This window comes from Pseudomonas sp. FP2309 (genome assembly GCF_030687575.1).
Taxonomy (GTDB): domain Bacteria; phylum Pseudomonadota; class Gammaproteobacteria; order Pseudomonadales; family Pseudomonadaceae; genus Aquipseudomonas.
Genome location: NZ_CP117439.1, coordinates 1,631,215 through 1,657,438, shown reverse-complemented (window position 1 = coordinate 1,657,438; position 26,224 = coordinate 1,631,215). Strand labels below are relative to the sequence as shown.

The 26,224-nt window shown below is 62.4% G+C and carries 25 protein-coding genes; 11 read left to right on the top strand and 14 right to left on the bottom strand.

Translation table 11 applies throughout. The features are described from left to right. Positions 1-191: 191 nt before the first annotated feature. Both PSH59_RS07590 and PSH59_RS07585 read left to right on the top strand, forming a co-directional pair. On the top strand, positions 192-965 hold the full coding sequence (locus tag PSH59_RS07590; RefSeq protein WP_248076707.1) for a transporter substrate-binding domain-containing protein: 774 nt from the start codon (positions 192-194) through the stop codon (positions 963-965). A 50-nt stretch (positions 966-1,015) separates the two neighbouring features. Next, positions 1,016-1,855, top strand: coding sequence for a cache domain-containing protein (locus PSH59_RS07585; protein ID WP_248076709.1), 840 nt, complete (start codon positions 1,016-1,018; stop codon positions 1,853-1,855). Positions 1,856-1,939: 84 nt separating this feature from the next. Here PSH59_RS07585 and PSH59_RS07580 read toward each other — a convergent pair whose 3' ends face one another. Beyond that, complete coding sequence (locus PSH59_RS07580) at positions 1,940-3,457, bottom strand: MDR family MFS transporter (RefSeq protein ID WP_248076711.1); 1,518 nt, start codon at positions 3,455-3,457, stop codon at positions 1,940-1,942. Between the two features lie 66 nt (positions 3,458-3,523). Continuing rightward, entirely contained in the window at positions 3,524-4,708 is a 1,185-nt protein-coding gene (gene pobA, locus PSH59_RS07575; RefSeq protein WP_305395274.1) for a 4-hydroxybenzoate 3-monooxygenase, read from the bottom strand. 189 nt (positions 4,709-4,897) lie between these two features. On the opposite strand from pobA, the gene PSH59_RS07570 reads away from it, so the two are divergent. After that, the gene (locus tag PSH59_RS07570) at positions 4,898-5,764 is read left to right on the top strand and encodes a helix-turn-helix domain-containing protein (RefSeq protein ID WP_248076714.1); all 867 of its coding nucleotides are present in this window, start codon (positions 4,898-4,900) and stop codon (positions 5,762-5,764) included. 34 nt (positions 5,765-5,798) lie between these two features. Here PSH59_RS07570 and PSH59_RS07565 read toward each other — a convergent pair whose 3' ends face one another. Both PSH59_RS07565 and PSH59_RS07560 read right to left on the bottom strand, forming a co-directional pair. Next, positions 5,799-5,975: a hypothetical protein gene (locus tag PSH59_RS07565; protein ID WP_248076717.1), complete on the bottom strand. Its 177-nt coding sequence runs from the start codon at positions 5,973-5,975 to the stop codon at positions 5,799-5,801. A gap of 100 nt (positions 5,976-6,075) precedes the next feature. Next, the gene (locus tag PSH59_RS07560; protein ID WP_248076719.1) at positions 6,076-6,981 is read right to left on the bottom strand and encodes a LysR family transcriptional regulator; all 906 of its coding nucleotides are present in this window, start codon (positions 6,979-6,981) and stop codon (positions 6,076-6,078) included. 107 nt (positions 6,982-7,088) lie between these two features. Here PSH59_RS07560 and PSH59_RS07555 point away from each other — a divergent pair, with 107 nt between their 5' ends. Both PSH59_RS07555 and PSH59_RS07550 read left to right on the top strand, forming a co-directional pair. Next, the gene (locus tag PSH59_RS07555) at positions 7,089-7,955 is read left to right on the top strand and encodes an MBL fold metallo-hydrolase (protein ID WP_248076721.1); all 867 of its coding nucleotides are present in this window, start codon (positions 7,089-7,091) and stop codon (positions 7,953-7,955) included. Positions 7,956-7,989: 34 nt separating this feature from the next. Further along, entirely contained in the window at positions 7,990-8,604 is a 615-nt protein-coding gene (locus PSH59_RS07550) for an NAD(P)-dependent oxidoreductase (RefSeq protein WP_305394709.1), read from the top strand. A 250-nt stretch (positions 8,605-8,854) separates the two neighbouring features. On the opposite strand, the gene PSH59_RS07545 is transcribed toward PSH59_RS07550, so the two are convergent. Next, the gene (locus PSH59_RS07545; RefSeq protein WP_305394708.1) at positions 8,855-9,727 is read right to left on the bottom strand and encodes a LysR substrate-binding domain-containing protein; all 873 of its coding nucleotides are present in this window, start codon (positions 9,725-9,727) and stop codon (positions 8,855-8,857) included. A gap of 111 nt (positions 9,728-9,838) precedes the next feature. Here PSH59_RS07545 and PSH59_RS07540 point away from each other — a divergent pair, with 111 nt between their 5' ends. The 4 genes from PSH59_RS07540 (at position 9,839) to PSH59_RS07525 (ending at position 15,295) form a co-directional block, all read left to right on the top strand. Further along, a complete protein-coding gene (locus tag PSH59_RS07540) occupies positions 9,839-11,464 on the top strand; it encodes a 5-guanidino-2-oxopentanoate decarboxylase (protein ID WP_305395273.1) in 1,626 nt (541 codons plus the stop codon). Further along, the gene (locus tag PSH59_RS07535; RefSeq protein WP_248076725.1) at positions 11,461-12,903 is read left to right on the top strand and encodes an aldehyde dehydrogenase family protein; all 1,443 of its coding nucleotides are present in this window, start codon (positions 11,461-11,463) and stop codon (positions 12,901-12,903) included. The genes PSH59_RS07540 and PSH59_RS07535 overlap by 4 nt, the downstream gene beginning before the upstream one ends. Positions 12,904-13,034: 131 nt before the next feature. Continuing rightward, positions 13,035-14,222, top strand: coding sequence for a cyanate transporter (locus PSH59_RS07530; protein ID WP_305394707.1), 1,188 nt, complete (start codon positions 13,035-13,037; stop codon positions 14,220-14,222). A 137-nt stretch (positions 14,223-14,359) separates the two neighbouring features. Then, on the top strand, positions 14,360-15,295 hold the full coding sequence (locus PSH59_RS07525) for a LysR family transcriptional regulator (RefSeq protein WP_305394706.1): 936 nt from the start codon (positions 14,360-14,362) through the stop codon (positions 15,293-15,295). A 3-nt stretch (positions 15,296-15,298) separates the two neighbouring features. Here PSH59_RS07525 and PSH59_RS07520 read toward each other — a convergent pair whose 3' ends face one another. The 3 genes from PSH59_RS07520 to PSH59_RS07510 form a co-directional block, all read right to left on the bottom strand. Continuing rightward, a complete protein-coding gene (locus tag PSH59_RS07520; RefSeq protein WP_248076729.1) occupies positions 15,299-15,661 on the bottom strand; it encodes a 5-carboxymethyl-2-hydroxymuconate Delta-isomerase in 363 nt (120 codons plus the stop codon). A gap of 45 nt (positions 15,662-15,706) precedes the next feature. After that, the gene (locus PSH59_RS07515) at positions 15,707-16,630 is read right to left on the bottom strand and encodes a LysR substrate-binding domain-containing protein (RefSeq protein WP_248076731.1); all 924 of its coding nucleotides are present in this window, start codon (positions 16,628-16,630) and stop codon (positions 15,707-15,709) included. A gap of 106 nt (positions 16,631-16,736) precedes the next feature. Further along, complete coding sequence (locus PSH59_RS07510; RefSeq protein WP_248076941.1) at positions 16,737-16,997, bottom strand: hypothetical protein; 261 nt, start codon at positions 16,995-16,997, stop codon at positions 16,737-16,739. Positions 16,998-17,080: 83 nt separating this feature from the next. Here PSH59_RS07510 and PSH59_RS07505 point away from each other — a divergent pair, with 83 nt between their 5' ends. Together PSH59_RS07505 and PSH59_RS07500 are read left to right on the top strand one after the other, a co-directional pair. Beyond that, entirely contained in the window at positions 17,081-18,385 is a 1,305-nt protein-coding gene (locus tag PSH59_RS07505) for an MFS transporter (RefSeq protein ID WP_248076733.1), read from the top strand. Then, complete coding sequence (locus tag PSH59_RS07500; protein WP_248076735.1) at positions 18,385-19,143, top strand: substrate-binding domain-containing protein; 759 nt, start codon at positions 18,385-18,387, stop codon at positions 19,141-19,143. Before PSH59_RS07505 ends, PSH59_RS07500 begins: the two co-directional genes overlap by 1 nt. Positions 19,144-19,227: 84 nt before the next feature. Here PSH59_RS07500 and PSH59_RS07495 read toward each other — a convergent pair whose 3' ends face one another. The 6 genes from PSH59_RS07495 to tssF form a co-directional block, all read right to left on the bottom strand. Continuing rightward, complete coding sequence (locus PSH59_RS07495) at positions 19,228-20,853, bottom strand: methyl-accepting chemotaxis protein (protein ID WP_248076736.1); 1,626 nt, start codon at positions 20,851-20,853, stop codon at positions 19,228-19,230. Between the two features lie 440 nt (positions 20,854-21,293). Next, the gene (locus tag PSH59_RS07490) at positions 21,294-22,415 is read right to left on the bottom strand and encodes a type VI secretion system ImpA family N-terminal domain-containing protein (protein ID WP_305394705.1); all 1,122 of its coding nucleotides are present in this window, start codon (positions 22,413-22,415) and stop codon (positions 21,294-21,296) included. Between the two features lie 23 nt (positions 22,416-22,438). After that, the gene (tssE, locus tag PSH59_RS07485; RefSeq protein WP_248076740.1) at positions 22,439-22,879 is read right to left on the bottom strand and encodes a type VI secretion system baseplate subunit TssE; all 441 of its coding nucleotides are present in this window, start codon (positions 22,877-22,879) and stop codon (positions 22,439-22,441) included. Positions 22,880-22,882: 3 nt separating this feature from the next. Continuing rightward, a complete protein-coding gene (tssJ, locus tag PSH59_RS07480) occupies positions 22,883-23,407 on the bottom strand; it encodes a type VI secretion system lipoprotein TssJ (protein WP_305394704.1) in 525 nt (174 codons plus the stop codon). Continuing rightward, positions 23,388-24,485: a type VI secretion system baseplate subunit TssG gene (tssG, locus tag PSH59_RS07475; RefSeq protein WP_305394703.1), complete on the bottom strand. Its 1,098-nt coding sequence runs from the start codon at positions 24,483-24,485 to the stop codon at positions 23,388-23,390. Before tssG ends, tssJ begins: the two co-directional genes overlap by 20 nt. Continuing rightward, positions 24,449-26,218, bottom strand: coding sequence for a type VI secretion system baseplate subunit TssF (tssF, locus tag PSH59_RS07470; protein WP_305394702.1), 1,770 nt, complete (start codon positions 26,216-26,218; stop codon positions 24,449-24,451). Before tssF ends, tssG begins: the two co-directional genes overlap by 37 nt. Positions 26,219-26,224: the final 6 nt, after the last annotated feature.

The window sequence follows — 26,224 nt, the reverse complement described above, 5'->3', positions numbered from 1 at the left end:
AGTGGCGGCGGAACCGTCCATGGGCGAATCACGATGAGGGAGATCCGCCCAGCGTCACACGCCTGCGTAAGCACTTAAATTCACCGATTACGGAGTAGGGTTGCAGCCCCGCTAAACATTCATCGCGCCTTGCCACCCTGCCCCACGCTGGAAATAATGGCCGCCCCACCATGCCCCAAGGACTCGACCGCATGAAAGCTCCGCTAGCCCTGTGTGTATTGGCAACCCTGGCCACCAGCGCCCTGGCCGACACCGCCCCCTCGCGCCTGGACGAAGTGCTGCAGCGCGGCACCCTGAGCGTGTGCACCACCGGCGACTACACGCCTTACACCAAGTTGCGCGCCGACGGCCGTTATGAAGGCATCGACATTGCCATGGCCGAGTCCCTGGCCAAGAGCCTCAACGCCAACATCACCTGGGTGCCCACCACCTGGAAAACCCTGATGCCAGACTTCGTTGCTCAGCGCTGCGACATCGCCGTGGGCGGTATTTCGGTGTCGCTGGAGCGGCAGAAGAAGGCCTTTTTCAGCCAGTCCCTGGGGGTCGACGGCAAGATCCCGCTGGTGCGCTGCGCCGACGTGCAGCGCTACCAGACCGTCGAGCAGATCAACAAGCCCGAGGTGCGCGTGATCGAACCGGCAGGCGGCACCAACGAGGTGTTTGCCCGCGCCCACCTGGGTCAGGCGCAGATCCGCCTGCACGACAACGTCACCATTTTCGACGAACTGCTCGCCGGCAAGGCCGACGTGATGATCACCGACGCCAGTGAAGCGCGTTACCAACAAAAACAGAAGCCAGGGCTGTGTGCGGTCAACCCTGAGCGGCAGATGCAGTACAGCGAAAAAGCGTTTTTGCTGCCCCGCGATGACGTGGCGTGGAAGAGCTATGTCGACCAGTGGTTGCACCTGAGTGTGGCGACCGGCGCGTACCAGGGCATCGTTGATCAATGGTTGGCGGCGCCCTGAGCCAGAGCCGTCTACGCTGTGGTCACACCGACAAGAACGAGGGATAGACCATGAAGGCAATGCTGCGAATCACCTGGCTGCTGCTGTTGTGTTTCGGCCAGGTGCAGGTTGCAACGGCTCACGAAGAAGACGCCCAGGCGGCCAAGGCCTTGCTGCAAAAAGCCCTGGCCTACTACCAGGAAAATGGCGACAAGGCGTTTGCCGCGTTCAGCCGCCAGGGTGACTTTATCGACAAGGACCGCTATGTGTTCGTGGTCGACACCAAAGGCGTGCTGCTGGCCAGCGGCGGGCCGTCCTCCGCGCTGATCGGCCGGGACGTGAGCGAGGTACTGGGGCAGGATCTGCGCCAGTCCTTTGCGGACGCGCTCAAAGTGCCTGAAGACCAGGGCATGCAGCAGGCCGATTACCGCTGGCAGAACTGGAACGACGGCAAGGTCGAGCACAAGCACGTGTTTTACCAGCGGGTCGGCGAGCGCATCCTCGCGGTGGGGTACTACCTGCCACGGGCCACCCCGGAACAGGCGCGGGCCCTGCGCAAGAAGGCAGTCAACGCGCTGGTCAAGGATGAAGCCGGCACGCTCAAGGCCATCAACTCATTGCAGGGCGGCTTCCTGCAGGATGACCTGTATGTGTTCGTGGTGGACCTGAACACCCATCGCTACGTGGCCCATGGCACCAATCTGCGGTTGATCAACACCGACTTCAGCAAGGTCAAGGACCCGGACGGCAAACCGGTGGGCGAGCCGATCCTCAAACTCATGGCCGAACAGGATCAGGGCGAATACAAGTACCGCTGGAAAAACCCGGTGACCGGCAATGTCGAGAACAAGCACGCCTATATCCGCAAGGCGGGGCATTTCATGGTAGCCGTGGGGTATTACAGCCCGTAATCCAGGCCTTGGAATACGAGCGACTGTGGGCGCTGACTTGACAGCGGCGGGCCAGCGCCCACAGGTTGATCGTCATCGTTTCAGTTAGTCAGTCTTTTCTGCACGACCGCGCAAGGTCCGGTTGGGCATCGCTATCGCCGCCGCCAACCCCAGCAACGACACCGCCGCACTGACCATCAGCAAATGCCGGAACGTCACCGCCAACTCGCCGCGCAGCGCATCCTGAGCCGGCCCGGGGGCGGCGTTGAGGCCGTCCAGGAGCACGTTGCCGGAACTGCCTTCGGCCACCAGCGCACCGCTGGCCAGGTGGGCGAAGCTGGAGTCCTGCAACAGCGCCAGCAGCAACGCCGACATACACGCCACCCCCACCGCGCCGCCCAGTGAGCGGAACAGGTTGGTGGTGCTGGTAGCCACGCCGATATCGCGTTGCTCCACAGCGTTTTGCGCCCCCACCAGGGAGGTGGGGAATTGCATGCCGGCAGCGATCCCGCACAGCAGCATGAACAGGGCGGTGAGCAGCACGTCCTGGGGCGCACTGAAGGCCATGCCCAGAATCGCCAGCGGGCTCAATATGGCGCCGCCCAGGATCATCGGTTTATAACGCCCGGTCACCGAGGTCATGCGCCCGGCGGTATACGCGCCCATCGGCAGGCCCATCGCCAGGGGCAGCAAGTGCAAGGCAGCGCTGTCGGCTCCGCCGCCGGTCACCGTCTGAAAGCGCAGCGGCATGAGGACCGTGAGGGAAATCGCCTGGAAACTGGTGAAAAAAATCGTGCACCAGCACAGCACCGCACTGCGATTGGCGAACAGGTGCATCGGCAGCAAGGGCTCCGGCGCGCGGCGTTCGTGCCACACAAACAGCGTCAGGGCCACCAGTGCACAGGCCAATAGGCCCAGCACCTGGCTGTCACGCCATTGATGGCCCTGGCCGATTTCGGTGATGCCCAGTAACAAGGCGGTGAGGCCGATGATCATCAGCACCGTGCCGAGGTAATCAATGATCGGCTTGCGTTGCGGCGTCGGCAGCCCCACCAGGGTGCGATGGGCCACGTACCAGGCGCCGGCCCCCAGCGGCAGGTTGATCAGGAACACCCAGCGCCAGGACAGGTACTCGGTCATGTAACCGCCCAACACCGGCCCAGCCACGCTCGCCACCGCGTACATGCTGCTGAAATACCCCTGATAACGCCCTCGTTCGCGGGGCGGAATGATGTCGCCGATAATCGCCTGGCTCACCGAGATCATGCCGCCGGCGCCGATGCCCTGCAGCACCCGCGCCAGCACCAGTTGCTCCATGCTCTGGGCCATGCCGCAAAACAGCGAGGCCACGGTGAACAGGCCCATGCCGATCAGCATCATCGGCCGGCGCCCGTACAGGTCGCCGAGTTTGCCGTAGATCGGCACCGCCACGGTCATCGCCACCATGTAGCCGGAGATCACCCAGGCCAGCAGGTTGACGTCATGAAACTGTGCGGAAATGGCAGGCATGGACACGGCGACGATGGTCTGGTCCAGGGCGCCAAGGAAGATCGCCATCATCAGCGAGGCGAGAATACTGCGCACCGCAGGCAACGGCGGCGCGGGTTGATTGAGCTGAGTCACGGCAGAACCTTCGAGCAGGGCCCGTGGAAACAGGCAGCCCACGGGAATGCTCGATACGATAGCAGGCTATTCGATAGCTTCGTAAGGAAGTCCGACGTAATTTTCCGCGATGGTTTTACGCCCGGCTTCGGAATCAATGAAGTACTCCAGCTCGCTCTGGGCAATGCGCTGGCTGAAGCCGTCGGCCTCCGGGAACTGGTGCAGCATCGAGGTCATCCACCAGGAAAACCGCTCGGCCTTCCACACACGCCGCAGGCAGATCGCGGAATAGCGTTCGAGCAGATCCACCCTGCCCTCGCCATAGACCTTGAGCAAAATCCGAAACAGCGTACTGACGTCGCTGGCCGCCAGGTTCAAGCCCTTGGCCCCGGTGGGCGGCACGATGTGCGCCGCATCGCCGAGCAGGAACAGGCGCCCGTACTGCATGGGCTCCACAACAAAACTGCGCAGTGGCGCGATGCTTTTTTCGATCGACGGGCCGGTCACCAACCGCTCGGCCAGCGCGCTGGGCAGGCGGGTTTTCAGCTCGTCCCAGAAGCGCGCATCCGACCATTCGTCCAGCGGCTCTTCGGCGGGCACTTGCAGGTAATAGCGACTGCGGGTCGGCGAACGCATGCTGCACAGGGCGAAGCCTCGCGGGTGTTTGGCGTACACCAGTTCTTCATGCACCGGCGGGGTGTCGGCGAGAATGCCGAGCCAGCCGAAGGGGTAAACGCGCTCGAAGATCTTCAACGACTCCGCCGGGATCGACTGGCGTGCCACGCCGTGGAAGCCATCACAACCGGCGATGTAGTCGCACTCCAGGCGAAACGCCTGGCCCTGATGCTCGAAGGTCAACCAGGGCTGATCACTTTTGAGGTCGTGGGGCTGCACCTGGCTGGCTTCGTACAGGGTGGTGGCGCCAGCGGCCGCGCGGGCGGCCATCAGGTCGCGAGTGACTTCGGTCTGGCCGTAGACCATCACCGATTGGCCGCCGGTCAGGGCCTTGAGGTCGATGTGGGTGAGTTGGCCATTGAGCGCCAGTTCGAAGCCGTCGTGCACCAGGCCTTCGGCGTCCATGCGCTGGCTCACACCGGCCTCGCGCAGCAGGTCGACCATGCCTTGCTCCAACACCCCGGCGCGGATGCGGCCTTGCACGTACTCGGCACTCTGGCGCTCGAGAATGAGGGTCTGGATGCCGGCGTTGTGCAGCAGTTGACCGAGCAACAGTCCCGAGGGACCGGCGCCGATAATGGCGACTTGGGTATTCAGCGTTTTCATTATTTTTATCGCCCGCAAGTTCCACTCGAACAGATTGAGTGAAAGAGTTGTCATTGATCGTGTGGCTGACATTTTTCACTTGAGTGCGCGCCATAAGAAGGTGAAAACTGCGCCAAAGCCTGCGCTTTTTGCCAATTTGGGCGATTACCGAACCACTTTCCTGAGTATCGGATTGAAACCATGACCAATACCGCGATTCCGGTCTTCAAGCTTTACGGTGAAAGCCAGCAATGGCCGACCCCCGATTTGTTGCACTGCGAAACCATTTCCCGGCGCAGTCGGGAGTACCAGTGGGAAATCCAGCCCCACCGGCACGCGGATCTTTGCCAGCTGCTGTACGTGCACAAAGGCCAGGCACAGCTGGAAATCGAAGGCCAGCGCACCACCCTCAATGAGGCGACCTTGCAGGTACTGCCGCCGTTGTGCGTGCACGGTTTTCGGTTTTCTGAAGACGTCGAAGGCTACGTGGTGACCCTGTCGGCACCGCTGGTCAGCCATTTACAGGCGCAGTTGGGCGCGGCGGCGGGCGGTTTGCAGAGTTTGGGCAGTTACCCGGCGGGCAAGGACAGCGACTACCTCAACAGTCAGTTCGCGCGTTTGCAGGATGAATACGCCGACGCGCAACCGGCACGGGACATGATGATGCACGCGCTGGTCAGCGTGCTGCTGGTGTGGATCAGCCGCCAGGCCATCCAGCGCCGCCATCCACGCGCGCCACGGGGCCGCGAGTATTTCCGGCGCTTTACCCAACTGGTCGAACAGCATTACCGCGAGCACCCCAAGATCGAGGACCTGGCCCACAAGCTGGGGATCTCGGTTTCACACTTGAACGGGACGTGTCGGGAGCTGGGCGGGCAGCCGGCGTTGCAGATCATGCATGACCGTCAGTTGCTGGAAGCCAAGCGCCTGCTGACCTACACCAGCATGACCATCAATGAAATGTCGGAGGTGTTGGGCTTTTCCGACCCGACCAACTTCTCTCGACTGTTTCGCCGACGGGTCGGGTTCTCACCCAAGGCGTTTCGCGAGCAACTCAAGGGCGATTGAGGGCGGCACAGAATGTTCCTGGCTGCCTTCGCGGTTACCTGAGTGCGCTGAAACTGCCGGTGTGAGGCACGCATTGGTCTTGATGGCAGCTGATCGCAAAGGTCGGCTGCATACGGGTCATTTCCACCCGGTAGGCCGCGGTCCCATAGAGGGCGCTGGCCAAGGCGCACAGGGCGAAAATCATCAGGTACTTTCTGGTTTTGATGTTCATGGCACAGACCTCTGAACGGATCTACACGGTGCTGTTTAAAGCATAGGTCAGTCAGGGCAAGTTGCCATTATTGGGCGACATTCAACCGGGTGATGTCGCCCTAAAGACCGACGTCCCACGCCGGCTCCGGCGGGAACCTCACCACCAGAAAATCCAGCAGGCTGCGCAGCGCCGACGGCATGTGCTTGCGCGAGGCATACACCGCGTAAATGCTCATCTGCCGGGGCTCGGCGTGGGGCAGCAGGCGCACCAGGTCGCCACGGCGGATGTGCTCACCGGCCTGATAACTGGGCAACATCGCCACCCCGGCGCCGGCCAGTGTCACGTGCAGCAACGTACTGGCTTCATTGGAGGTGATGTTGCCGTGCACCGGCACCGAGACCTGCTCGCCGTTTTCCTCGAAATGCCACAGGCTTCGGCCGAAGTAGGAGTGGGTCAGGCAGTTGTGCGCAGCCAGGTCTTCGGCTTTGTGCGGCGCCGGGTGCTCCAATAGATACGCCGGCGCGGCGCAGATTACGGAGCGACAGACGGTGAGGCGTCGGGCGATCAGGTTCGGGTCCAGGTCATTACTGGTACGGATGGCCAGGTCGATGCGCTCATCCACCAGGTTCACGGTGCGGTCGAGCATTTGCAGGTCGACCGTGACCAACGGGTAGCGCGTGACGTACTCGGCAATGGCCCCGGCCAATTGCGCCTGGCCAAACGAGGTGCTGGCGCTCAGGCGCAGCAGGCCACGGGGCGCATCATCGGGCTCGCTGACGGCGGCCTGCATATCGCCGCACAGTTCCAGCAGTTGTCGGCAACGCGGCAGGGTTTCGCTGCCGGCGGCCGTGAGGCTGAGCTTGCGCGTGGTGCGGTGCATCAAGCGCGCGCCGACCCAGTCTTCCAATTCGGCCAGGTAACGCGATACCACCGGACGCGACAGGTCCAGATGGTCGGCGGCGGCGGACTGGCTACCCAGGTCGACCACGGTGACAAATACGCGCATTGCTTGAAGACGGTCCATGATCTGCCCGATTTTAGAAACAAACTATGTCCCAGCATCGCATTTTTAGTCGTGTTTGGTGCAACTAAGCTCTGTGCATCCTTTGAACCGATTGCTGGAGTTGCCCGATGTTGTCCACCCTCAAGCGCCTGACCCTGGCCACCGCCGCCCTGGCCTTTACCGCCCATGCGGCCGCGGCCGACCTGACCCTGGACGTGTACAACCCAGGCGAGGCAGCGATCTTCCCGGTCACTTCGGTGCTGGTCAGCGGCGCCAAAGACGCGATCCTGGTGGACGCGCAGTTCGGCAAGGGCCAGGCCGAGCAACTGGTGCAAAAGATCCGCGCCAGCGGCAAGCACCTGACCACCATCTACATCAGCCACGGCGACCCGGACTACTACTTCGGCCTCGACACCCTGACCGCTGCCTTTCCGGACGCCAAGGTAGTCGCGCCGCAACCGGTGATCGACCATATCAACGCCACCGTGGCCGGCAAACTGGCGTTCTGGGGTCCGAAAATGGGCGCCGACAAACCGGCTAAAACCATCGTGCCGCAACCGCTGCAGGGCCATAGCCTGATGCTGGAAGGCCAACAACTGGACGTGATCGGCCTGGACGGCCCGCAGCCTGATCGCAGCTTTGTGTGGATCCCGTCGATCAAGGCCGTGGTTGGCGGCGTAGTGGTCGCAGAAAACATCCACCTGTGGATGGCCGACACCCAGAGTGCGCAATCTCATAAAGACTGGCTGGCCACCCTGCAACGCATCGAAACCCTGAAACCACGCACCGTGATCCCCGGCCACTACCTGGGCAGCCCCAGCCTTGCGTCGGTGAAATTCACCGCCGACTACATCAAGGCTTTCGACAGCGAGACCGCCAAGGCGAAGGACTCCGCCGCGCTGATCGCCGCCATGAAACAGCGTTACCCCACCCTTGCCGACGAAAGCTCGCTGGAACTGAGCGCCAAAGTCGCCAAGGGCGAAATGAAGTGGTGAAACCGTTCATCCCTTAACCGTACTGGAGAACAGCATGAGCAAGATCGCAATCATTGGGGCTACCGGCCGTGCAGGTAGCCAATTGCTGGAAGAGGCCTTGCGTCGTGGGCACAGCGTTGTGGCCATTGCACGCAACACCGACGCACTGGCCGCGCGCCCAGGCGTCACCGTCAAACGCGTCGACGCGCTGGACGCCGAGGCACTGCAACAGGCCATCAGCGGCAGCGACGTGGTGATCAGTGCGGCACACTTTGCCACCCTGCCCGCCAGCGCCGTGATCGGCCCGGTGAAAAAAGCCGCGGTGAAACGCTTGCTGGTGGTGGGCGGTGCCGGTTCGCTGCTGCTGCCAGATGGCGGACGTGTGATCGACAGCGCAGGTTTCCCCGAGGCATACAAAGTGGAAGCCAGCGCAGGCGCGGCATTCCTCGACGCGCTGCGCCAGGAGAAGGAACTGGATTGGACCTTCCTCTCGCCATCGGCCTTGTTCGATGGCACCCAACGCACCGGTCAATTCCGCCTGGGCCAGGATGATTTGCTGGTCAGCAGCGACGGAACCAGTTCAATCAGCTTTGCCGACTACGCCATTGCCATGCTCGATGAAGTGGAAACACCGAAGCACTCGCGCCAGCGTTTCACCGTCGGTTACTGAGACAAGCCGGTCACCACAATTGATGGCTTGGCATACTGCGGCCGCCCATGCATGAGCGGATTCTGACGGACTTTTTGTGCTGAGCGGGCTTGTTGTGGTGAGCAGGCTTGCCCCGCGCTGGGGCGCGAAGCGGCCCTGAAACCAGGCACTGCGGTTCACCTGGATAAGTGCGGTGAGCTTCGCAGCCCAGCGCGGGACAAGCCGCTCACCACACTAAGCCCCGCTCAGAACTCAGCTGCGTTCATCACATTCAGGGCTGTTGCGCTTGGCTCACCAGCCAGTCCATCAACGCTTCAAGCTCCACCGACGGTTGGCTGCCCGGTGGGTACACCAGGAAGTAGCCCTTCCCGGTCGGTACCCGCAGATCAAACGGCATTACCAGCCGGCCCGCCTTCACATCCTCGCCAATCAACGCACTGTCGCCCATGGCAACTCCCGAGCCCTGAGCGGCCACGTTCATGGCCAGATCCAGCGTTTCAAAATGGTGCCCCTGGCTGAGGTTGCCCAACCGCGTATCCGCCGCCGTGAGCCATCGCGCCCAATCGCGCTCGTCACGCGTGGGGTGCAGCAGCACTTGGTGCTGCAAATCCTCGGGTACGTGCAACCCCTTGAGCAGCGCCGGTGCGCAGATCGGGGTGAGGGATTCATCGAACAAATGCCGCGCCTCGGCCGGCTGCTCGGCGATAGGCGCGTAGATCACCGCCGCATCGAAGGGCTCGCGGCGAAAATCCACGCCATAGGCCACGGTGGTGGTGAGTTCCACCGGCACATCCGGGCGCTCCTTTTGCCACTGCATCAGACGCGGCAGCAGCCAGCGCATCACGCAGGTAGAGGCTTTGAGTTGCAGGGTCTGGCGGCGGCGGCCGATCTGCTCCACCGCCTCCCCGAGCAGGCCAAACACCTGCTGCGTGCGCAGCGACCATTCGCCGCCCTCTTCGGTCAGGCTCAAGCCCCGCGCCTGACGATGAAACAGCGCATAACCCAAGTGCTGTTCCAGACCGGCGATCTGTCGGCTCACGGCGCCCTGGGTGATGTGCAATTGCTCGGCGGCGCGGGTGAAGTTGCAGCACTGGGCCGTGACCCAGAAGGTGTGCAGTGCAGGCAGTGGCGGAAGGCGTTTCATTGGAGCGCAGCCATGACGTGGGGACATGGCGAGTATGACTTTTTATCGATTGTTGCCGCTATGGGCCTGCCGTTCCAATACCGCCTCGAATTCATCACAAGAGCGACCTGTATGGCGACCTGCGGCGAAGTGTTGGTCAACCTCCTGGAAGGCTACGGCGTGGACCAGGTGTTCGGCATCCCCGGCGTGCACACCGTGGAGCTGTACCGCGGCCTGGCCCGCTCGTGTATCCGTCACGTCACCCCGCGCCACGAGCAAGGCGCCGGGTTTATGGCCGACGGCTATGCACGTACCAGCGGCAAGCCGGGCGTGTGTTTCATCATCACCGGTCCCGGCATGACCAATATCACCACGGCCATGGGCCAGGCCTACGCCGACTCGATCCACATGCTGGTGATTTCCAGCGTGCAGTCGCGCAGCCAGTTGGGCGGCGGGCGCGGCAAGCTGCATGAGCTGCCGAACCAGAGCGCGATGATCGCGGGCGTCGCGGCGTTTTCCCACACGTTGATGTCGGCGGCAGAATTGCCCGGTGTACTGGCGCGCGCATTCGCGCTGTTCCAGGCGGGCCGGCCACGCCCGGTGCATATTGAAATCCCCCTGGATGTGCTGGTGGAAAACGCCGACGCCGTGCTCGCCAGCGCGCCGGTCAGCGTTGCGCGTGCCGGTGCTGCGCCGGCGGCAATCAAGCAGATGAGCCAGTTACTGGCTGCGGCCAGGCGCCCGTTGATCCTGGCCGGTGGCGGTGCCATCGATGCCGCGCCCGCGTTGACCCGCCTCGCCGAAACCCTCGGCGCGCCAGTGGCCCTGACCATCAATGCCAAAGGCCTGCTGCCCGCCGCGCATCCGCTGCTGATCGGCTCGACCCAGTCCCTGGTCGCCAGCCGCGCGCTGGTGGCCGAAGCCGACGTGGTGCTGGCGATCGGCACGGAGCTGGCGGAAACCGATTACGACGTGACCTTCGCCGGCGGGTTCGAGATTCCCGGCGCGCTGCTGCGCGTTGATATCGACCCGGACCAGACCGTGCGCAACTACCCGCCCCACCTCGCCCTGGTGGCCGACGCACAGATCGCCGCCGACGCGCTGCTGAGCGAACTGAACCGCCACCCCTTGCCTACGCGCAGCGATGACTGGGGCAGCCAACGCGTCGCCCGTCTGTGGGCCGAACTGACGCCCACTTGGGACGCCGCCACCCGCGCGCACACCCTGTTTCTGCGCAACGTTTTGCAGACGTTGCCCGCTGCAGTCATCGTCGGCGACTCCACCCAGCCGGTGTACAGCGCCAACCTGACCCTGAACCTCGACCACCCACGCCGCTGGTTCAACTCATCCACCGGCTACGGCACCCTGGGTTACGCCCTGCCCGCCGCCATCGGCGCCTGGCTGGGGCGCGGCGATGGCCAGCCGGTGGTGTGCCTGATCGGCGACGGCGGGCTGCAATTCACCCTGCCGGAACTGGCCAGTGCGGTGGAGGCACGCACGCCGGTGATCGTGCTGCTGTGGAATAACCACGGCTATGAAGAGATCAAGCGATACATGCTCAACCGCGCCATCGAACCGGTTGGCGTCGACATCTATACCCCGGACTTTATCGGCGTGGCCAAGGCGCTGGGCTGCGCCGCCGAACGCATCAACGGAATTGACGATTTACCTGTGGCATTGCGCTCGGCGGCGGATCGTCACGGGCCAACCTTGATTGAAATCGACCAACAGCTGTGGATGAGAGAGGTGGCGGTATGAACGATGCAGTGAACGGTGTGTATATCAATGGTGCATGGCGTGCCGGCCATGAAGTGCTGGAGGTGATCAACCCAGCGACTGAAGCTTGCCTGGCGCTGGTCAGCGTCGGCGACGCCAGGGATGTAACCCAGGCGGTGGACGCTGCCAGCCACGCGTTTATCGACTGGTCGAAAAGTACCGGCCGCGACCGTGGCGCTCTGCTGCGCAGGATCGCCAGTGGCGTGAGTGCCAGGCGCGAATCGCTGATGCAATTGCAGGCGCGCAACAACGGCAAGCCGCTGTTTGAAGCGGCCATTGATGTGGACGATGTGATCGCCACCTTTGAGTATTACGCGGCTGTCGCCGAGGCCATGGACGCCACGCAGGACGCCGCGGTCGCGCTGCCCGATGAGGGCTTCAGCGCGCGCCTGCGCCGCGAACCGTGCGGCGTGGTCGGGCTGATCGTGCCGTGGAATTTCCCCATGGTCACCACCGCCTGGAAGCTCGCCCCGGCCCTCGCCGCCGGGTGTTGCGTGGTGCTCAAGCCGTCGGAAGTCACGCCTTTGGCGGAGCTGCAATTGGCGCGGATCATTGCCGATGCCGGCTTGCCGGACGGCGTGTTCAACCTGGTCTGCGGCACGGGCCTGGCGGTGGGCGCACCGCTGGCGGCGGATCGACGCATAGCCAAAATCTCCTTCACCGGCAGTAACGCGGTGGGCGTGCAGGTGATGCAACGCGCGGCCGAAACCATCAAGGGCGTGAGCCTGGAGCTGGGCGGTAAATCCTCGCTGTTGGTGCTGGCGGACGCCGACCTCGAACTGGCGGTGGAACTGGCGTGTGGCGGTGGCTTTTTCAACGCGGGGCAGATGTGTTCAGCCACCAGCCGCGTGCTGGTGGCCGACAGCCTGGCGGACGAATTCATGCAACGCTTGCAGACGCGGGCGCAAGGCATACGTGTGGCAGATGCCTTTGCTGAAGACGTGGAGATGGGCGCGTTGATCAACCGCGCGCAGTATCAACGGGTGTTGGGGCATATCAGGCGCGGCATCGAGGACGGCGCGCGGTTGCTGTGTGGTGGCGAGCGTCCGGCTGATCTGCCGAAGGGCTACTTTATTCGCCCCACGGTGTTTACCGACGTGCCGCTGGACAGTGCGTTATGGAACGAGGAAATTTTTGGGCCGGTGTTGTGTGTACGGCGCTTTGCCACTGAGCAAGAGGCCGTTGCCCTGGCCAACGACAGCGATTTTGGTCTGGTCGCCAGTGTGGTCAGCCGCAATCTGGACACCGCAGAACGGGTGGCCAATGCCTTGCAGGTGGGGATGGTGTGGATCAATGCGCCGCAGGTGATCTTCCCGCAGGCGGCATGGGGCGGTTACAAACAGAGCAGCATCGGGCGGGAACTGGGGCCTTGGGGGTTGGCGGCGTTTCAGGAGATCAAGCATGTGATCCGATCCAACTGACGCTTGAGGCGCCGCCGGTTGATCGGCGGCGTGTCGGCATCTGCAATTTTTAGATAGCCCCAACGACTTTCTCATTTGCCCCGCGCGCCCGCCCATGGCCTGATTCGCCCTTGTTCACTCAAGGCAGGCCCATGGAAAACGTTCAGGCAAAACCCGCCACCGCCGTTTGGCTGATGATCAGTGTGGTGCTGGTCGCGCTCAACCTGCGCCCTTCGATGGCGGCGGTGGGCCCTTTGTTGTCGTCGATTCGCGCTGAAGTACCGTTGAGTTTCAGCAGCGCGGCCTTACTGACCATGCTGCCGGTCATGGCCATGGGCCTGGCGATGTTCTTTGGCATGGGCCTGGCCAAGCGCATTGGCGAGCACCGCAGCATCGTGCTGTCGCTGGGGGTCATTGGCGTGGCAACGCTGTCGCGCCTGTTTCTTGATTCGGCCCTGGAGCTGATCGTCAGCGCCATTGCGGCGGGTATCGGTATCGCGCTGATCCAGGCGTTGATGCCGGCGCTGATCAAGTCGCGCTTCAGCGCCAACGTGTCGCTGTTCATGGGCCTGTACGTCACGGCGATCATGGGCGGCGCCGCGCTGGCCGCGTCGTTCTCACCCTTTGTGCAACTACACACCGGCAGTTGGCGCATCGGCCTGGCGATCTGGGCCGGGCTGGCGCTGCTGGCGTTGCTGGTCTGGTACGCCCAGCGTTCGGCGCTGCCGCCCTTGCCCCACACTGCTTCCAGTGCGCAGGTGTGGTTTTTCGGCAACGGCCGCGCGTGGCTGCTGGCGCTGTTTTTTGGCCTGGGGACCGCGTCCTACACCTGTGTATTGGCGTGGCTGGCGCCGTACTACGTCGAGCAGGGTTGGAGCGAACAGAACGCCGGGTTGCTGCTGGGGTTTCTCACGGCGATGGAAGTGGTGTCCGGCCTGGTCACGCCCGCCATCGCCAACCGTCGCCAGGATAAACGCGGGGTGGTGGCGGTGTTGCTGGTGCTGATCATCGTCGGCTTCTGTGGGCTGATCCTGAGCCCGCAGCACCTGAGCCTGCTGTGGCCGTGCCTGCTGGGGCTGGGCATTGGCGGGCTGTTCCCGATGAGCCTGATCCTGTCCCTCGATCACCTGGACAACCCGCGTCGCGCGGGCAGCCTGACGGCGTTCGTGCAAGGCGTCGGTTACCTGATTGCGGGCCTGTCGCCGCTGATCACCGGGATGATCCGCGACTACCTGGGCAGTTTCGAGTGGGCCTGGTGGGCGCTGACGGCGATCGTCGTGGTGATGCTGCTGATCGTCACACGCTTCAACCCCAGGCACTACGCGCAACATATCCGTTGAAGTCGTGTTGCAAACAGTATTTGTCCCACGGCTAACATAGAAACGCCCTACAGCGCTTTCTATTGGTACGTACGTTCCGTTAAGCTTTTGCGCGGTTGTGTACTGAGTTCGGTACAGCGGGTTTACGGATGGAATGGATGCTAAACAGTAACTTGCTCAGAAAGCTCGATATGCAGGACTTGATGGTGTTTATCGCCGTCTATGACCAGAGCAGCGTTACCGAGGTGTCAGAAACGCTGTTCGTCAGCCAGTCCACCGTCAGCTACAGCTTGAAGAAGCTGCGCACCAGTTTTGAAGACGAGTTGTTTATCAACACGCGGGCGGGCATGCGTCCTACCTACAAGGCCACGACCATGTACGGTCATGTGCAGAAGATCCTCGAAAGCATCAACCTGTGCCACGCCGGTGGCCAGGCGTTCGATCCGACGCACAAGGCGGTAACCTTCAATGTGTGCGCCCCGGAATATTTCGAACAGTTGATTCTGCCGCGCCTGCTGCACACCTTCGACCGCGCCGACCTGCCGGTGATCGTCAATGTACAGAAGCTGGAAACCGACATTCCCGCCGAGGACCTGCGCGAAGGCCGTTTGGACCTGGTGATTTGTTTCGGCCCGCACTTTCACCGCGCCCACAAAGACTTCAAGACCCAGATGCTGCTGGAGGATGACCTGGTGTGCGTGTTCGACCGGCGTGCCGCACCCCGTGAGCCGGCGTTCAGCCTGCAATCGTTCGTCGAGCGTCGCCACGTATTCCCCACGCCATGGACCTCCGACACCAACATGATCGACGGCTGGCTGGCGCGCCAGGCCCGCAAGCGCCAGGTGATCGCCCGCGCTAACAGCTACAGCGCCGCGTTGAAGATGATCACCGGTACCGACTTCATCGTCACCCTGCCCCGCCGCGTGCAAAAACTGCTGGCGCCGGCGCCGACCTTCGGCCACTGCGAGGCCCCCAATGGGTTGCCGGGTTTCACCCTGGACATGCAGTGGAACGAAACCAGTGAACAGGACAGCGCCAATACCTGGTTTCGCGAACAGGTGGTGAAAGTGTGCGCAGATCAGGGGTTGCTATAGCGCTCAGCCAATGGCGACTTTGCTGTAGGCATCGCGGTCCATGTCGCGCAGCTCAACGCTCAGTTGCACCTTTACGTCATCGGGCCATGGGCCAAGGTCTTGCAACACCGTCAGCAGGCTTTCCGACAGCTGCTTCTTGACCTGCGGCGAACGCCCGCTGAGCAGTGCCAGACGCACCGCGACAAAACCACGTTGATCCAGGCTGGTGCCCACACGGAATCGCTCGACTTTCACCGCACGGCTTTTGATATCAAACTCGGCGCCGAACTGACCGGAGGCCACCAGCGCATGATTGAGGCGCAACAGAGCCTTGTCGGCGTCCAGTTGCGTCAGGTTGGCGGTGTATTCCAGGTGCAGATGCGGCATGGGTAGCTCCGAGCTTGTTGTAGGAAGATTCTCGAATATATAGCGTCAGGCCTTCGTCCCCAAGCCTCGATCACTCATAAAGGCTTCCAACCGCGAACGCACCCACCGCTCGGCCGGGTCGGTGTCGACGTGGCTGAGCCAGACCATCGACAAATCCAGCGTCGGGGTTTCGAACGGGAACGGCTCACAGAACAGCTGGCCCGACACCGCCATGGCTTCGGCGGTGTAATCCGGCAGGCTGGCGATCAGGTCGGTCCCGGCCAGCAAGGCGGGCAATGCGCTGTACTGCGGCACGGACAGCACCACATGACGCTTGCGACCGATCTCGGCCAGCCACTCATCGGCAAACCCCGACACGTTGGCCGTGTGGGACACCAATACATGGGGCCGCGAGCAGTATTCATCGAGGGTCAGCGGCGTGTCGGAGGCATCGGCGCGCAACAGCCGTGGACGAATATGGCGCAACAATTTGCGCTTGGCATTCGCCGGCAGGCCACGGGTCTGGGTGATGCCCACGGTGATATCGCCGGACGCCAGCAGGTCGGGAATGCGCCAGTAATCCACATGCTGCACCACGAACACCACCTGCGGCGCCTCCTGGCGCAACGCGCGCAGCAAGGGTGGCAGCAGGCCAAACTCGACGTCGTCGGACAGGCCGATGCGAAAGGTCATGGTGCTGATGGACGGGTCGAAATCATGGGTCAGGCTCAGGGCCGACGACAGCGAATCCAAGGCCGGCGACAGGTGCTGGATGATCTCTTCGGCACGCGCCGTGGGCTCCATGCGATGGCCGACGCGAATGAACAGTGGGTCGTTGAACAAGGTACGCAGACGGTTGAGCGCCGAGCTGATGGTGGGCTGGCCAAGAAACAATTTCTCGGCCACCCGTGTCACGTTGCGCTCGAGCATCAGTGCTTCGAAGACCACCATCAGGTTGATGTCGGCCTTGCGTAATTCATTGCGATTCATCGGCGCCTGCCCTTAGCCCAAGACAGCCCGCAGTGTAGAAAGCGCGACGGACGGCGTCTATGCGCCTATCTGCTGATAGGCCCGATTCGCGAATCGGGGTTGCACTTCAAGGCTTGAGCGGAAACTCCTGATCGCGCTCCGAAAGCTCTGTACCGTCGTCCGGATGCTTCCAGGTCTGGGGTTTTTCTTCTTCGCGCTGCCGCGCGGGCTGCTCGTGCTCCGACTCATCCGAGCGTTTGTGTTCGTTGCCCATCGCCACCTCCCATCCGTAAACATTGGTCACACCTTCCAGCATAGAACAGGCGCGACAACTTGCTGAAATCAACGATTCATAGCCGTCAAGCATGAATAAAACTAAATTTTTCACTTATCATTTCTAAATGTGTCAGCCACTATCTTCAGTCTTACGTGAAATAAGCACTTTAAAAAGAAAGCTGGAGACACAAAACCATGACAAGCCCTTCCCGGCCCGCCTCTGCCCGCTCCAAGATTGGCGCGGTTTTCCGTGTCACTTCGGGCAACTTCCTCGAACAGTTTGATTTCTTCCTGTTCGGCTTCTACGCCACCTACATCGCAGCTGCGTTCTTCCCCGCCGCCAATGAGTTCGCATCCTTAATGATGACCTTCGCCGTGTTCGGCGCCGGCTTCCTGATGCGTCCACTGGGGGCGGTGATTCTGGGTGCCTACATCGATGACGTCGGTCGCCGCAAAGGCCTGATCGTGACCCTGTCGATCATGGCCAGCGGCACGCTGTTGATCGTGCTGGTGCCGGGTTATCACACCATTGGCCTGTGGGCACCGTTGCTGGTGCTGCTCGGTCGCCTGTTGCAGGGCTTCTCGGCCGGCGCGGAACTGGGCGGTGTGTCGGTGTACCTGGCCGAAATGGCCACGCCGGGCCGCAAAGGGTTCTACACCAGCTGGCAGTCGGGCAGCCAGCAGATCTCGATCGTGGTCGCAGCGGCACTGGGCTATGGCCTGAACGTGTGGATGGAACCGGCCGTGGTTGCCGACTGGGGCTGGCGCATTCCGTTCGCCGTGGGTTGCGTGATCATTCCGTTCATCTTTGTGTTGCGTCGCAACCTGCAGGAAACCGAAGAGTTCGCCAACCGCAAGCATCGCCCCACCATGCGCGAAGTCATGGCGACCCTGGTGAAAAACTGGACGGTGGTCATCGGCGGCATGCTGATGGTGGCCATGACCACCACCGCGTTCTACCTGATCACCGTGTACGCACCGACCTTCGGCAAGACCGTACTGCAACTGAGCACCTCCGACGCCTTGCTGGTGACCTTGCTGGTGGCGGTGTCGAACTTTGTCTGGCTGCCGATCGGCGGCACCTTGAGCGACCGCTTCGGCCGCAAGCCGGTGCTGATCGCGATGACCGCGCTGACGGTTCTCACGGCTTATCCAGCGTTGTCCTACGTGGTTAACGCGCCCAGCTTTGCGCATATGCTGGAAACCCTGCTGTGGTTCTCCTTCCTGTATGGCATGTACAACGGCGCGATGATCCCGGCGCTTACTGAAATCATGCCGGTGGAAGTGCGCGTGGCGGGCTTCTCCCTGGCTTACAGCCTGGCGACTGCGGTGTTTGGTGGCTTCACCCCGGCCATTTCCACCTGGTTCATTCACATCACCGAAGACAAAGCCTCGCCGGCCTACTGGATGATGTTCGCTGCGGTGTGCGCGCTGTGTTCGACACTGGCCTTGTATCGCCGCGCCAATACCCGTGGGCAGGTCATGCAGGAGGCCGTGTGATGAAGCCGCTGTTCTACGCCCTGACGGCCGCGGCCCTCGGCGCCCTGGCGCTGACGGCTCAGGCCGAAGAACTCAAGGTCATGACTTCCGGGGGCTTCACCGCTGCGTATAACGTGCTTGGCCCGCAGTATGCCAAGCACAGTGGCGATACCCTCCAGACCACCCTCGGGCCGTCGATGGGCAAAGCGCCGGAAGCGATTCCCAACCGCTTGGCCCGTGGTGAACATGCCGATGTGGTGATCATGGTTGGCTACGCCCTGGACGACCTGATCAAACAAGGCAAGGTCGACCCTGCGTCCCGCGTGGAACTGGCGGACTCGCGTATCGGCCTGGTGGTCAAGGCTGGCGCAGTGAAGCCGTCCATCAGCACCGATGCCGCGCTGAAGGCCGTGCTGAGCAAAGCCAAATCGGTGGCGTATTCGGACAGTGCCAGCGGCGTGTATGTGGAGAAAGAGTTGTTCAAGAAACTCGGCATGCCGGCCAAGGGCACGATGATTGAACGTATCCCGGTGGCTTCGGTGGTTGCCAACGGTGACTACGAAGTCGGTTTGCAGCAGGTGGCGGAATTGTTACCCGTGCCAGGCGTGACCTATGTGGGCAAGATTCCCGAAGATGTGCAATCGGTGACGCGCTTTGCGGCGGGTATCCCGGTCAACGCCGAGCACCCGCAGCAGGCCCAGGCCTTGCTGCAGTTCCTGGCTTCCCCCGAGGCGCAACCGGTGGTGCAAGCCACCGGCCTGGACTCGGTGTCACGCTGACCGAAACCCCTCTCCTACCCCCACCGCTTCAACGCCAGCGCCGCAGGTGGCCATGCCCGCCTGCGGCGCACTCGTCCGAACTCACTACAGCTGAAACCGCGCCACTGCGTCATTGAGCGCAACCGCCAGCCGTGCCAGTTCCTGGCTTGAACCATTGATCTGCCCGGCGCCGGACGACGATTGCGCCGACAGGTCACGAATGTTCACGATGTTGCGGTCGACTTCCTTGGCCACCTGGGCTTGCTCCTCGGCCGCACTGGCGATGACCAGGTTGCGCTGGTGGATCTGGTCGATGGAGTCGGTGATCTGGCTCAACGCACCCCCGGCCCCTTCGGCCAAGGTCAAGGTCTCGGTGGCGCGCTGGGTGCTCGACTGCATCGAGGTCAGGGCGTCGTTGGAGCCGGTGCGCATGGCGGTGACCATCTGGTCGATCTCCAGGGTCGATTGCTGGGTACGATGGGCCAGCGCTCGCACTTCATCGGCCACCACCGCAAAACCGCGCCCGGACTCACCGGCGCGCGCCGCTTCGATGGCGGCGTTGAGTGCCAGCAAGTTGGTCTGCTCAGCAATGGAGCGAATCACGTCGAGCACCTTGCCGATATCCCGCGATTGTTCAGCCAGGTTCTGCACCAGGGTGGAGGTCTCGCCGATGTTGCTGCTCAGGCCCTGAATCGCGCTGACGGTTTCACCCACACGGTGCTGACCTTCGCGCGCAGTCTCATTGGAAAGGCGGGTGGACTCGGAGGTGGACATCGCATTGCGCGCCACTTCTTCGGCAGCCGACGTCATCTCGTTGACCGCCGTCGCCGCCTGCTCGATTTCCGCCGTCTGCTGTTGCAGGCTGCGGCTGCTCTGATCGGTAATGCCATTGAGGTCGGTGGCGGAAGCGGCCATTTGCGCCGCCGATTGACGAATCAATTGCAAGGTACTGCGCAAGCTGCCCTGCATGGATTGCAGCGCCACGAGTAAACGGGTGACCTCATCATTGCCGCTCACTTCCACACTCTGGGTCAGGTCGCCCCGCGCAACGTTCTCCGCCGCGCGCATCGCCTGGCCCAATGGCCCCACGATGCTGCGCGTCAGCAACCAGGCCAGCGCGACCGTACTCAAACCCGCCAGGATCACAAAACCAAAGACCATGGTGCGTGACTGGCTGTACTGCAACTCCGCCGTCTGGCCTTGCCGGTTGACTTGGGCGTTGTAGTAGTCGGCCAGTGCATTGAGCTGGGCGCCGGAGCCATCGACCACGGTTTTCATGTCCACCAGCAACAACTTGTTGAGCTCGGCGCTCTGCTGCTTGTCGGCCAGCACGAAGGACTGCGCCAGACCTTGTTGGTACTGGCGCAACGAGCCCTGGAACTGGTCATAGAGCGCGCGTACCTCCGGCGTGTCGATTACCGCATCGAGGTCAGCCAACCGCTTCGTCAAGTCCTGGCTGCGGGTGTCCATCTGGCTGCGGTACTGCGGCAGGCTTGCGGGGTTGGGGTCCAGTGCCATACGCAGAGAAATCGTGCGAATGCGCAGCATGATTTCGCGGATATCCGCCACCAGCCGAATCTTGGGCACCAGCCCGCTTTCCACCTGCACCGCACTGGCACGGATGCTTGCCATATTCGACAGCGCAAAAAAACCCAGCAGGGCCACGAGCAAAGCAATCAAGGCAAAACCCAAACCCGCGCGGCGGGCGATGGACAGGCTGCGAAGGGACATTTAGCAGGGCACTCTTATTGAGGGATACGACATCGCATGACAGCATTTCGGCCGCGCGGGTAAGGACTTTAGGGAAACAGCGCTCAATAAAAAGCCTGCTGAACCGTGAGGTGCGCAGGCTGTTCAGTGACAAGGACTTTCACAGATCCATACAGGCGGGTTCAGTCGACTACTGACACGTCCCACCCTTGTGATGCGACCCCGTCCCGCCCACGGGGTGAGTGCCTTTGGGGCAGCCCATTGCCAACATCGGGCTCGCGACCAATACCATGAGCACAACCACCATCGATAGCTTCTTCATAACCCCCCCTCCGTGGCCATCACGACACGTGATATCACAACGATATCACGCGCGGATGGAGTTTAGCGATTGCGGCGGCCTCAGTCTCATCAAGGCATTCGTTGGACTCGATCCGGCACTGCACCAACCGCCTTTATGATCACTTGCCTGTCTCCCCTGCCAAAGCGCTCTGCTCACAAGCGCCCACTTGCGGTACCAACTGGATATCCACGCGCCGGTTAGCGGTACGCCCGGCCTCGGTCTCATTGCTGGCGATCGGCTGATTGGCCGCCAGGCCCTGCACCGCAAAACAGCTGTCGGCAATGTCGCCCATCTGCTGCATCCAGTCGCGCACAGCGGAGGCGCGGGCGTGGGACAGGGCCTGGTTCTGCTCCAGAACCCCGGTCGCGTCGGTATGCCCGGCGATCACGATAAGCCAGCCCGGCTGGGCCTTGATGCCGACCAGGGCGTTGATCAGTACCTTGGTCGAGCCTGGCTTAAGGATTGCGCTGCCGGCGTCAAACAGCGACAGGCTGTCCAATCGCACGGGTTCGGGCATGCGGGGCGCGCGGTCCTGATTTGTCAGCCATGTCCGCCAACCGAGTCCAGCGAGCAAGACAACGACCATCGTCCCGGCAAACAGCCATAAGGTCACACGCCGCTGGGGTGGCGGCACCTCGGGAGGTGGCAAAATGACCACTTGAGGCGCCAATGTCGGAGCCATCACTCTGACAGGTGCCAGCACCTTCGTACTTGATACGTGGCTTTGCTCAAGACGCTGGATCAGACAGCCCAGTTGGTGGCGCAGAGCCTGCAATCTCAGCAGAAGATCAGCGCCCTGCGTAAGCAAACGCGCCTGTAAATGTGCCAGCTCAATGTCCAGTTGAGACAGCGCCGGCACACTGTGGGCAGTCACCGCCATGGTGCGCAGCAACACCTGCATTTGATCGAGCAACCACTCCAGCAGATCCAGGCGCGCCGAGGCGGTCGGCGGCCACAGCCGCGGCCACTCGCGGCTCAGGGCCTCCAGCAACACCACGCCTTGGGCGATGCCCTCAGGTCCATGGCGCTGACCACGTGCCAAGGTGTAAAAACAGGCGGTTTGAAAGTCGGCGCCATTTTGTTGGAACAGCGCCAGACAGCTTTGCTCCACCGCCGCCCAATCCACATCCGGGCAGGCAGGATGGCCGAGTTTGGCCAACTCCTCGCGCAATCGCGTAAATTCACTGAAGCCGCGCGGATCACCGCCGACTCGGATACGCACCTCAAACAACGCCGTCATCGGGCTTCCCTTGCATTATGGGTTCAGGGCTTGGTCAGGTAGTGCTGTCGCTTCAAGTGACGCACCAGCACCTTGCCTTCGGGCGACACGCGGGTGCCGAAGCTCACGTGCTGCCCGTCCTTAAGTTGCGCGTCCAAGACATACTCCAAATGCCCCGGCAACATCTGCGGCCGCAACTCAATGGCCACCGCCGCCAGCCGCGGTTCGTACTTGAGCAACGTGGCGGTCATGGTGCCGACCAAGCTCTGGGCCGAGGCGGGCAACCCTTGCAGGATCAGGCTCATATCCGGCAGCCCGTAATCGGGCAGATGACTGAGTGCACCCGCGCGGCTGTTGAGGATGCGCTGCAGGTTGTCCAGCACCGACAGGGCGTGCTGGTCCTCTTCGCTGACGCGATGCAAGTCCAACTCACCGTCGAAATTCTGCAGCAGCATTTCGTACAGCGAGCAGTTGTACTCGGTCATGGTTCAGTCCTTGGCCAAGGGCCGCAGGGTCAAGCGGTTATCCCCCAACTCGATGACCCGCGCCCGGTCCGGGTCCAGGTCATCGCGGGTCAACGTGAGGCGCCAGGTGTTCGATTGGGTATCGGGGCTGCGGAACAACGCCACCACCGTGACGAACTGCGCGTCCTTGTCCATTGGCACGTTCAACTGGGCGCCTTCCTCGGGTTTCACCACCACCGAGCGTTTGTCGAGCAATGCGCTCGCCAACAGTTGATCGTCATCGCCGAGCAAACCGTCGTAGGTCGCCTGCTCCGCCGCTTTGGTGTCGCGCAGTTGGTATACCCGCACCAGCGTCGGCACCGACAAGGCGCGACTGTCCGTGGCATCGGTGTTCAGTGCGGTGCGCGCACTGAAATCCAGGTGCAGGGTTTTGACCTGCTTGTAAAAGATCGCCCTGGCGGTGGAGGCCGTACCATCCGCGACGGTCTGGACCAGGCCACACCCGCCGAGCGCCGCAAACATCACCAGACTAAAAACGATACGCAACATGCTGTGTTTCCCTGTTGTGGGGATTAATCGAAAGGCCTCTGTAGCGGCCCAGGTTGATCGTGAGCGTGTCGTGCTCTGCCGCCTGCCAGGCAGCGCCGCCCAGGCCCAGCACGCCGGTCATACCGAGCCGGATGGGCGCGTGCCCCAGCACCGGTACCGGCAGGCTGTGCACCGGCAGTGACAACTGCAAGGTGGCCGTGCAGCGCCACCCCAGGTACACGCGCAGCAGCACCAGCAAATCATTGTGCAACTGCGCACCGGGCAACCAGCCCTCGGCCTCCTGCGGATCGTCTGTATGCAGCCTCAAGCGCAGTTGACTGTTGGCATCAAACCCGGCGCTGCCCAGCGGCGTGCCCTGGGACAAGCGCACCGGGCGCGCGGCACACAGCGCGGCAGGTTGCTCCAACGCAATTTTTTGCGGCCAACGCGCAGTGACCTGCGCCTGGGTGTTGGGCGCCAGCAACTTGACCAACGCGGTGATGCCTTCGGCATTGCGCGTGGGCAGGCGCATCACACTGAGCAGTGCCAGAAAACGCGAGACCGGCGTAGCGATCTGCTGCGCCGTACCGCGAATCCCCAGGCCGATCAGGCCCAACAGGCATTGCGAGGTGGCATCGGTGCCGCCCGCTTCGAACGTCGCCGGGTAGGAATATTTGCGCCAGACCCGGTAGAACTGGGTGAAGATCCGGTGGTTGAAAATATCCAGGAAGGCTTCCAACGCTTCATGCCCTTCCCGGCGCTGCGCGATGTCATCCAGAAATGCCGTCGGCATCGGCGAGTCGACCCCGTACAACCCGAGCAGACGCGTGCGTACCGTGGCCGGGCGCTGCGGGTGAGCGTCATCGGTTTCAATCGCCTTCAGTTCACTGGTCGGAAAGCCCATGCCCGGATCGGGCCGAAAGCGCACGGCGTCATCGGCCGGGTGCGCGGTACTGCCCAAGGGCGGGTGATCGGGCAAAGCCTGTTCCAGCAACTGGCAAAAGCGGTACAGGTTGGCCTCGGCCACTCGGCCCTGCAGGGCGTCGAGCAGACCGCCAGCTTTCAGCCGGGAATACGCTGACTGTGGTTCTCGTTCCATCGCAGGCACTTTCCAGTAGGTTGCAGGATCAGCGTGAGCTGGGTGTACAAATGAATGTCGGCATACAAGGCGAAGAAGCGATTGAGCATTTCGCCGAACAGGCTGATGTCGCCCTCCCCCGGGAAGCCATTGGCATCCAGGGTGATTTCGATATCCACTCCGCGCAGCACAAAGCCTTTCTCGAAGCGCTGCACCAGGTGATGACGCACCTCGACAATCGCTGCCAGACGCCGGCGATTCAGCTCGCTGCCGGTCCAGTCGTACAGCGCCAAGGTGCCGCGCAGCACCTCGGCGTTGTCGAGCATCGAGAGGAAATTCGAACCCAGGTGACTGAGTACTCGCCAGTGAAAACGATCGCGGTTCGGTGGGTAACACGGCAAGGTCGGCGCACACAGGTTGCGCACGCGCAAACCGAACTGGGTGGACTGCACCAGCGTATCGAGCAAGGTGCTTTGCAGCGCCTTGCGCGGCAACTGGCCGTGGGTGCCGGTCAAGCGTAACGACAGGTTTTCACACTCATGCAGGCGGTCCTTGTCGAAGCCTTCGCCGCCCAGGATCAGCCAGGTGTCATGCAAACCATTCGCTGCGCGCTTCAGGCGCGTGTGGAAGTAGCGTTCCGGCGCCTCGTCACGCAGCATGCCGCCCTTGTGGCGAAAGCTGGTGAAGGGCACGTAGTCCTGACGTTCGACGTTCTTCGACGCGGTGACCCGGTCCACCGAATAAATTTCGGTATGGCCGTCCTGCAAACGCATGGGGCGCAACAGGTAGTCGGTTTGCAAGGGCGCCAGGGTCAGCGGGTCGGACTCCAGCGAGAACAAATTGATTACGGGAACGGCGTGCAAACGGATGTGCTCGCAGCTCAAGTCGAAGTTGGCCGGCCAGGGTTCACGCAACACCACTTCCAGTTCGAACCAGGCGGTACAGGGCTTGATCTGCAACTGCTCCAAGCCACACAAAGTGACGAACATGAATTTTTCACGGAAGCTGAAATACTCCAGCAGCAACTGATAACCGCTGAAGGCACTGTCACCCTTGGGCCACAGCCGGTCCTCATCGGCAAAGCCCTTGGGCGCGAAATGCCCGGTCAGTGGCTGGCGTTCGGTCTGGCCGGGCCTGCGTACATACATCGCTTGCACATTCAGGGTCAGCGCTTGATGCAAGGCACTGGCCAACGGCGCATCGGCATTCAGGTACAGAGGTAAACAGCTGAGGTCGATCAGGCTCCAATCCGTCAACGCACCGCAGGCAAAGCGCAGGCGCAGCACTGAGCGACCATCCATTTCATGACCGCGCCCCACCGACTCCAGCGCCAACGGCCGCAGGGTCACGTCCTGGGTGGTGGTGTAACGGCAGCGGGTGCGTTGCGGCCCGATGGGTTGCGACAGCACCTCAAAACCCTGGGCGATCAACTCGCTGCGCTTCATCTGCGCAAGGTCGGGCATCAGTTCAACCACCGACAGCGACGGAATGGTGCGCAGGTAATGCGGCCACAGCAGACTGACCAAGCCTTCGGTCAGCTCCGGCAGGTCATCGTCGAGTTTTTCCCGCAGGCGCCCCATCAGGAAGGCAAAGCCCTCGAACAGGCGCTCCACATAGGGATCCTGCGCCCCAGGTTTGTCCAGGTTGAGCTGCGCGGCTCGATCCGGAAACGCGTCCGCGAACTCCTTGCCGGCCTCGCGCAGGTAGCGCATTTCGGCATCGAAGTAGCGCAGTGTCAGATTGTCCATGCTCACAGAAAG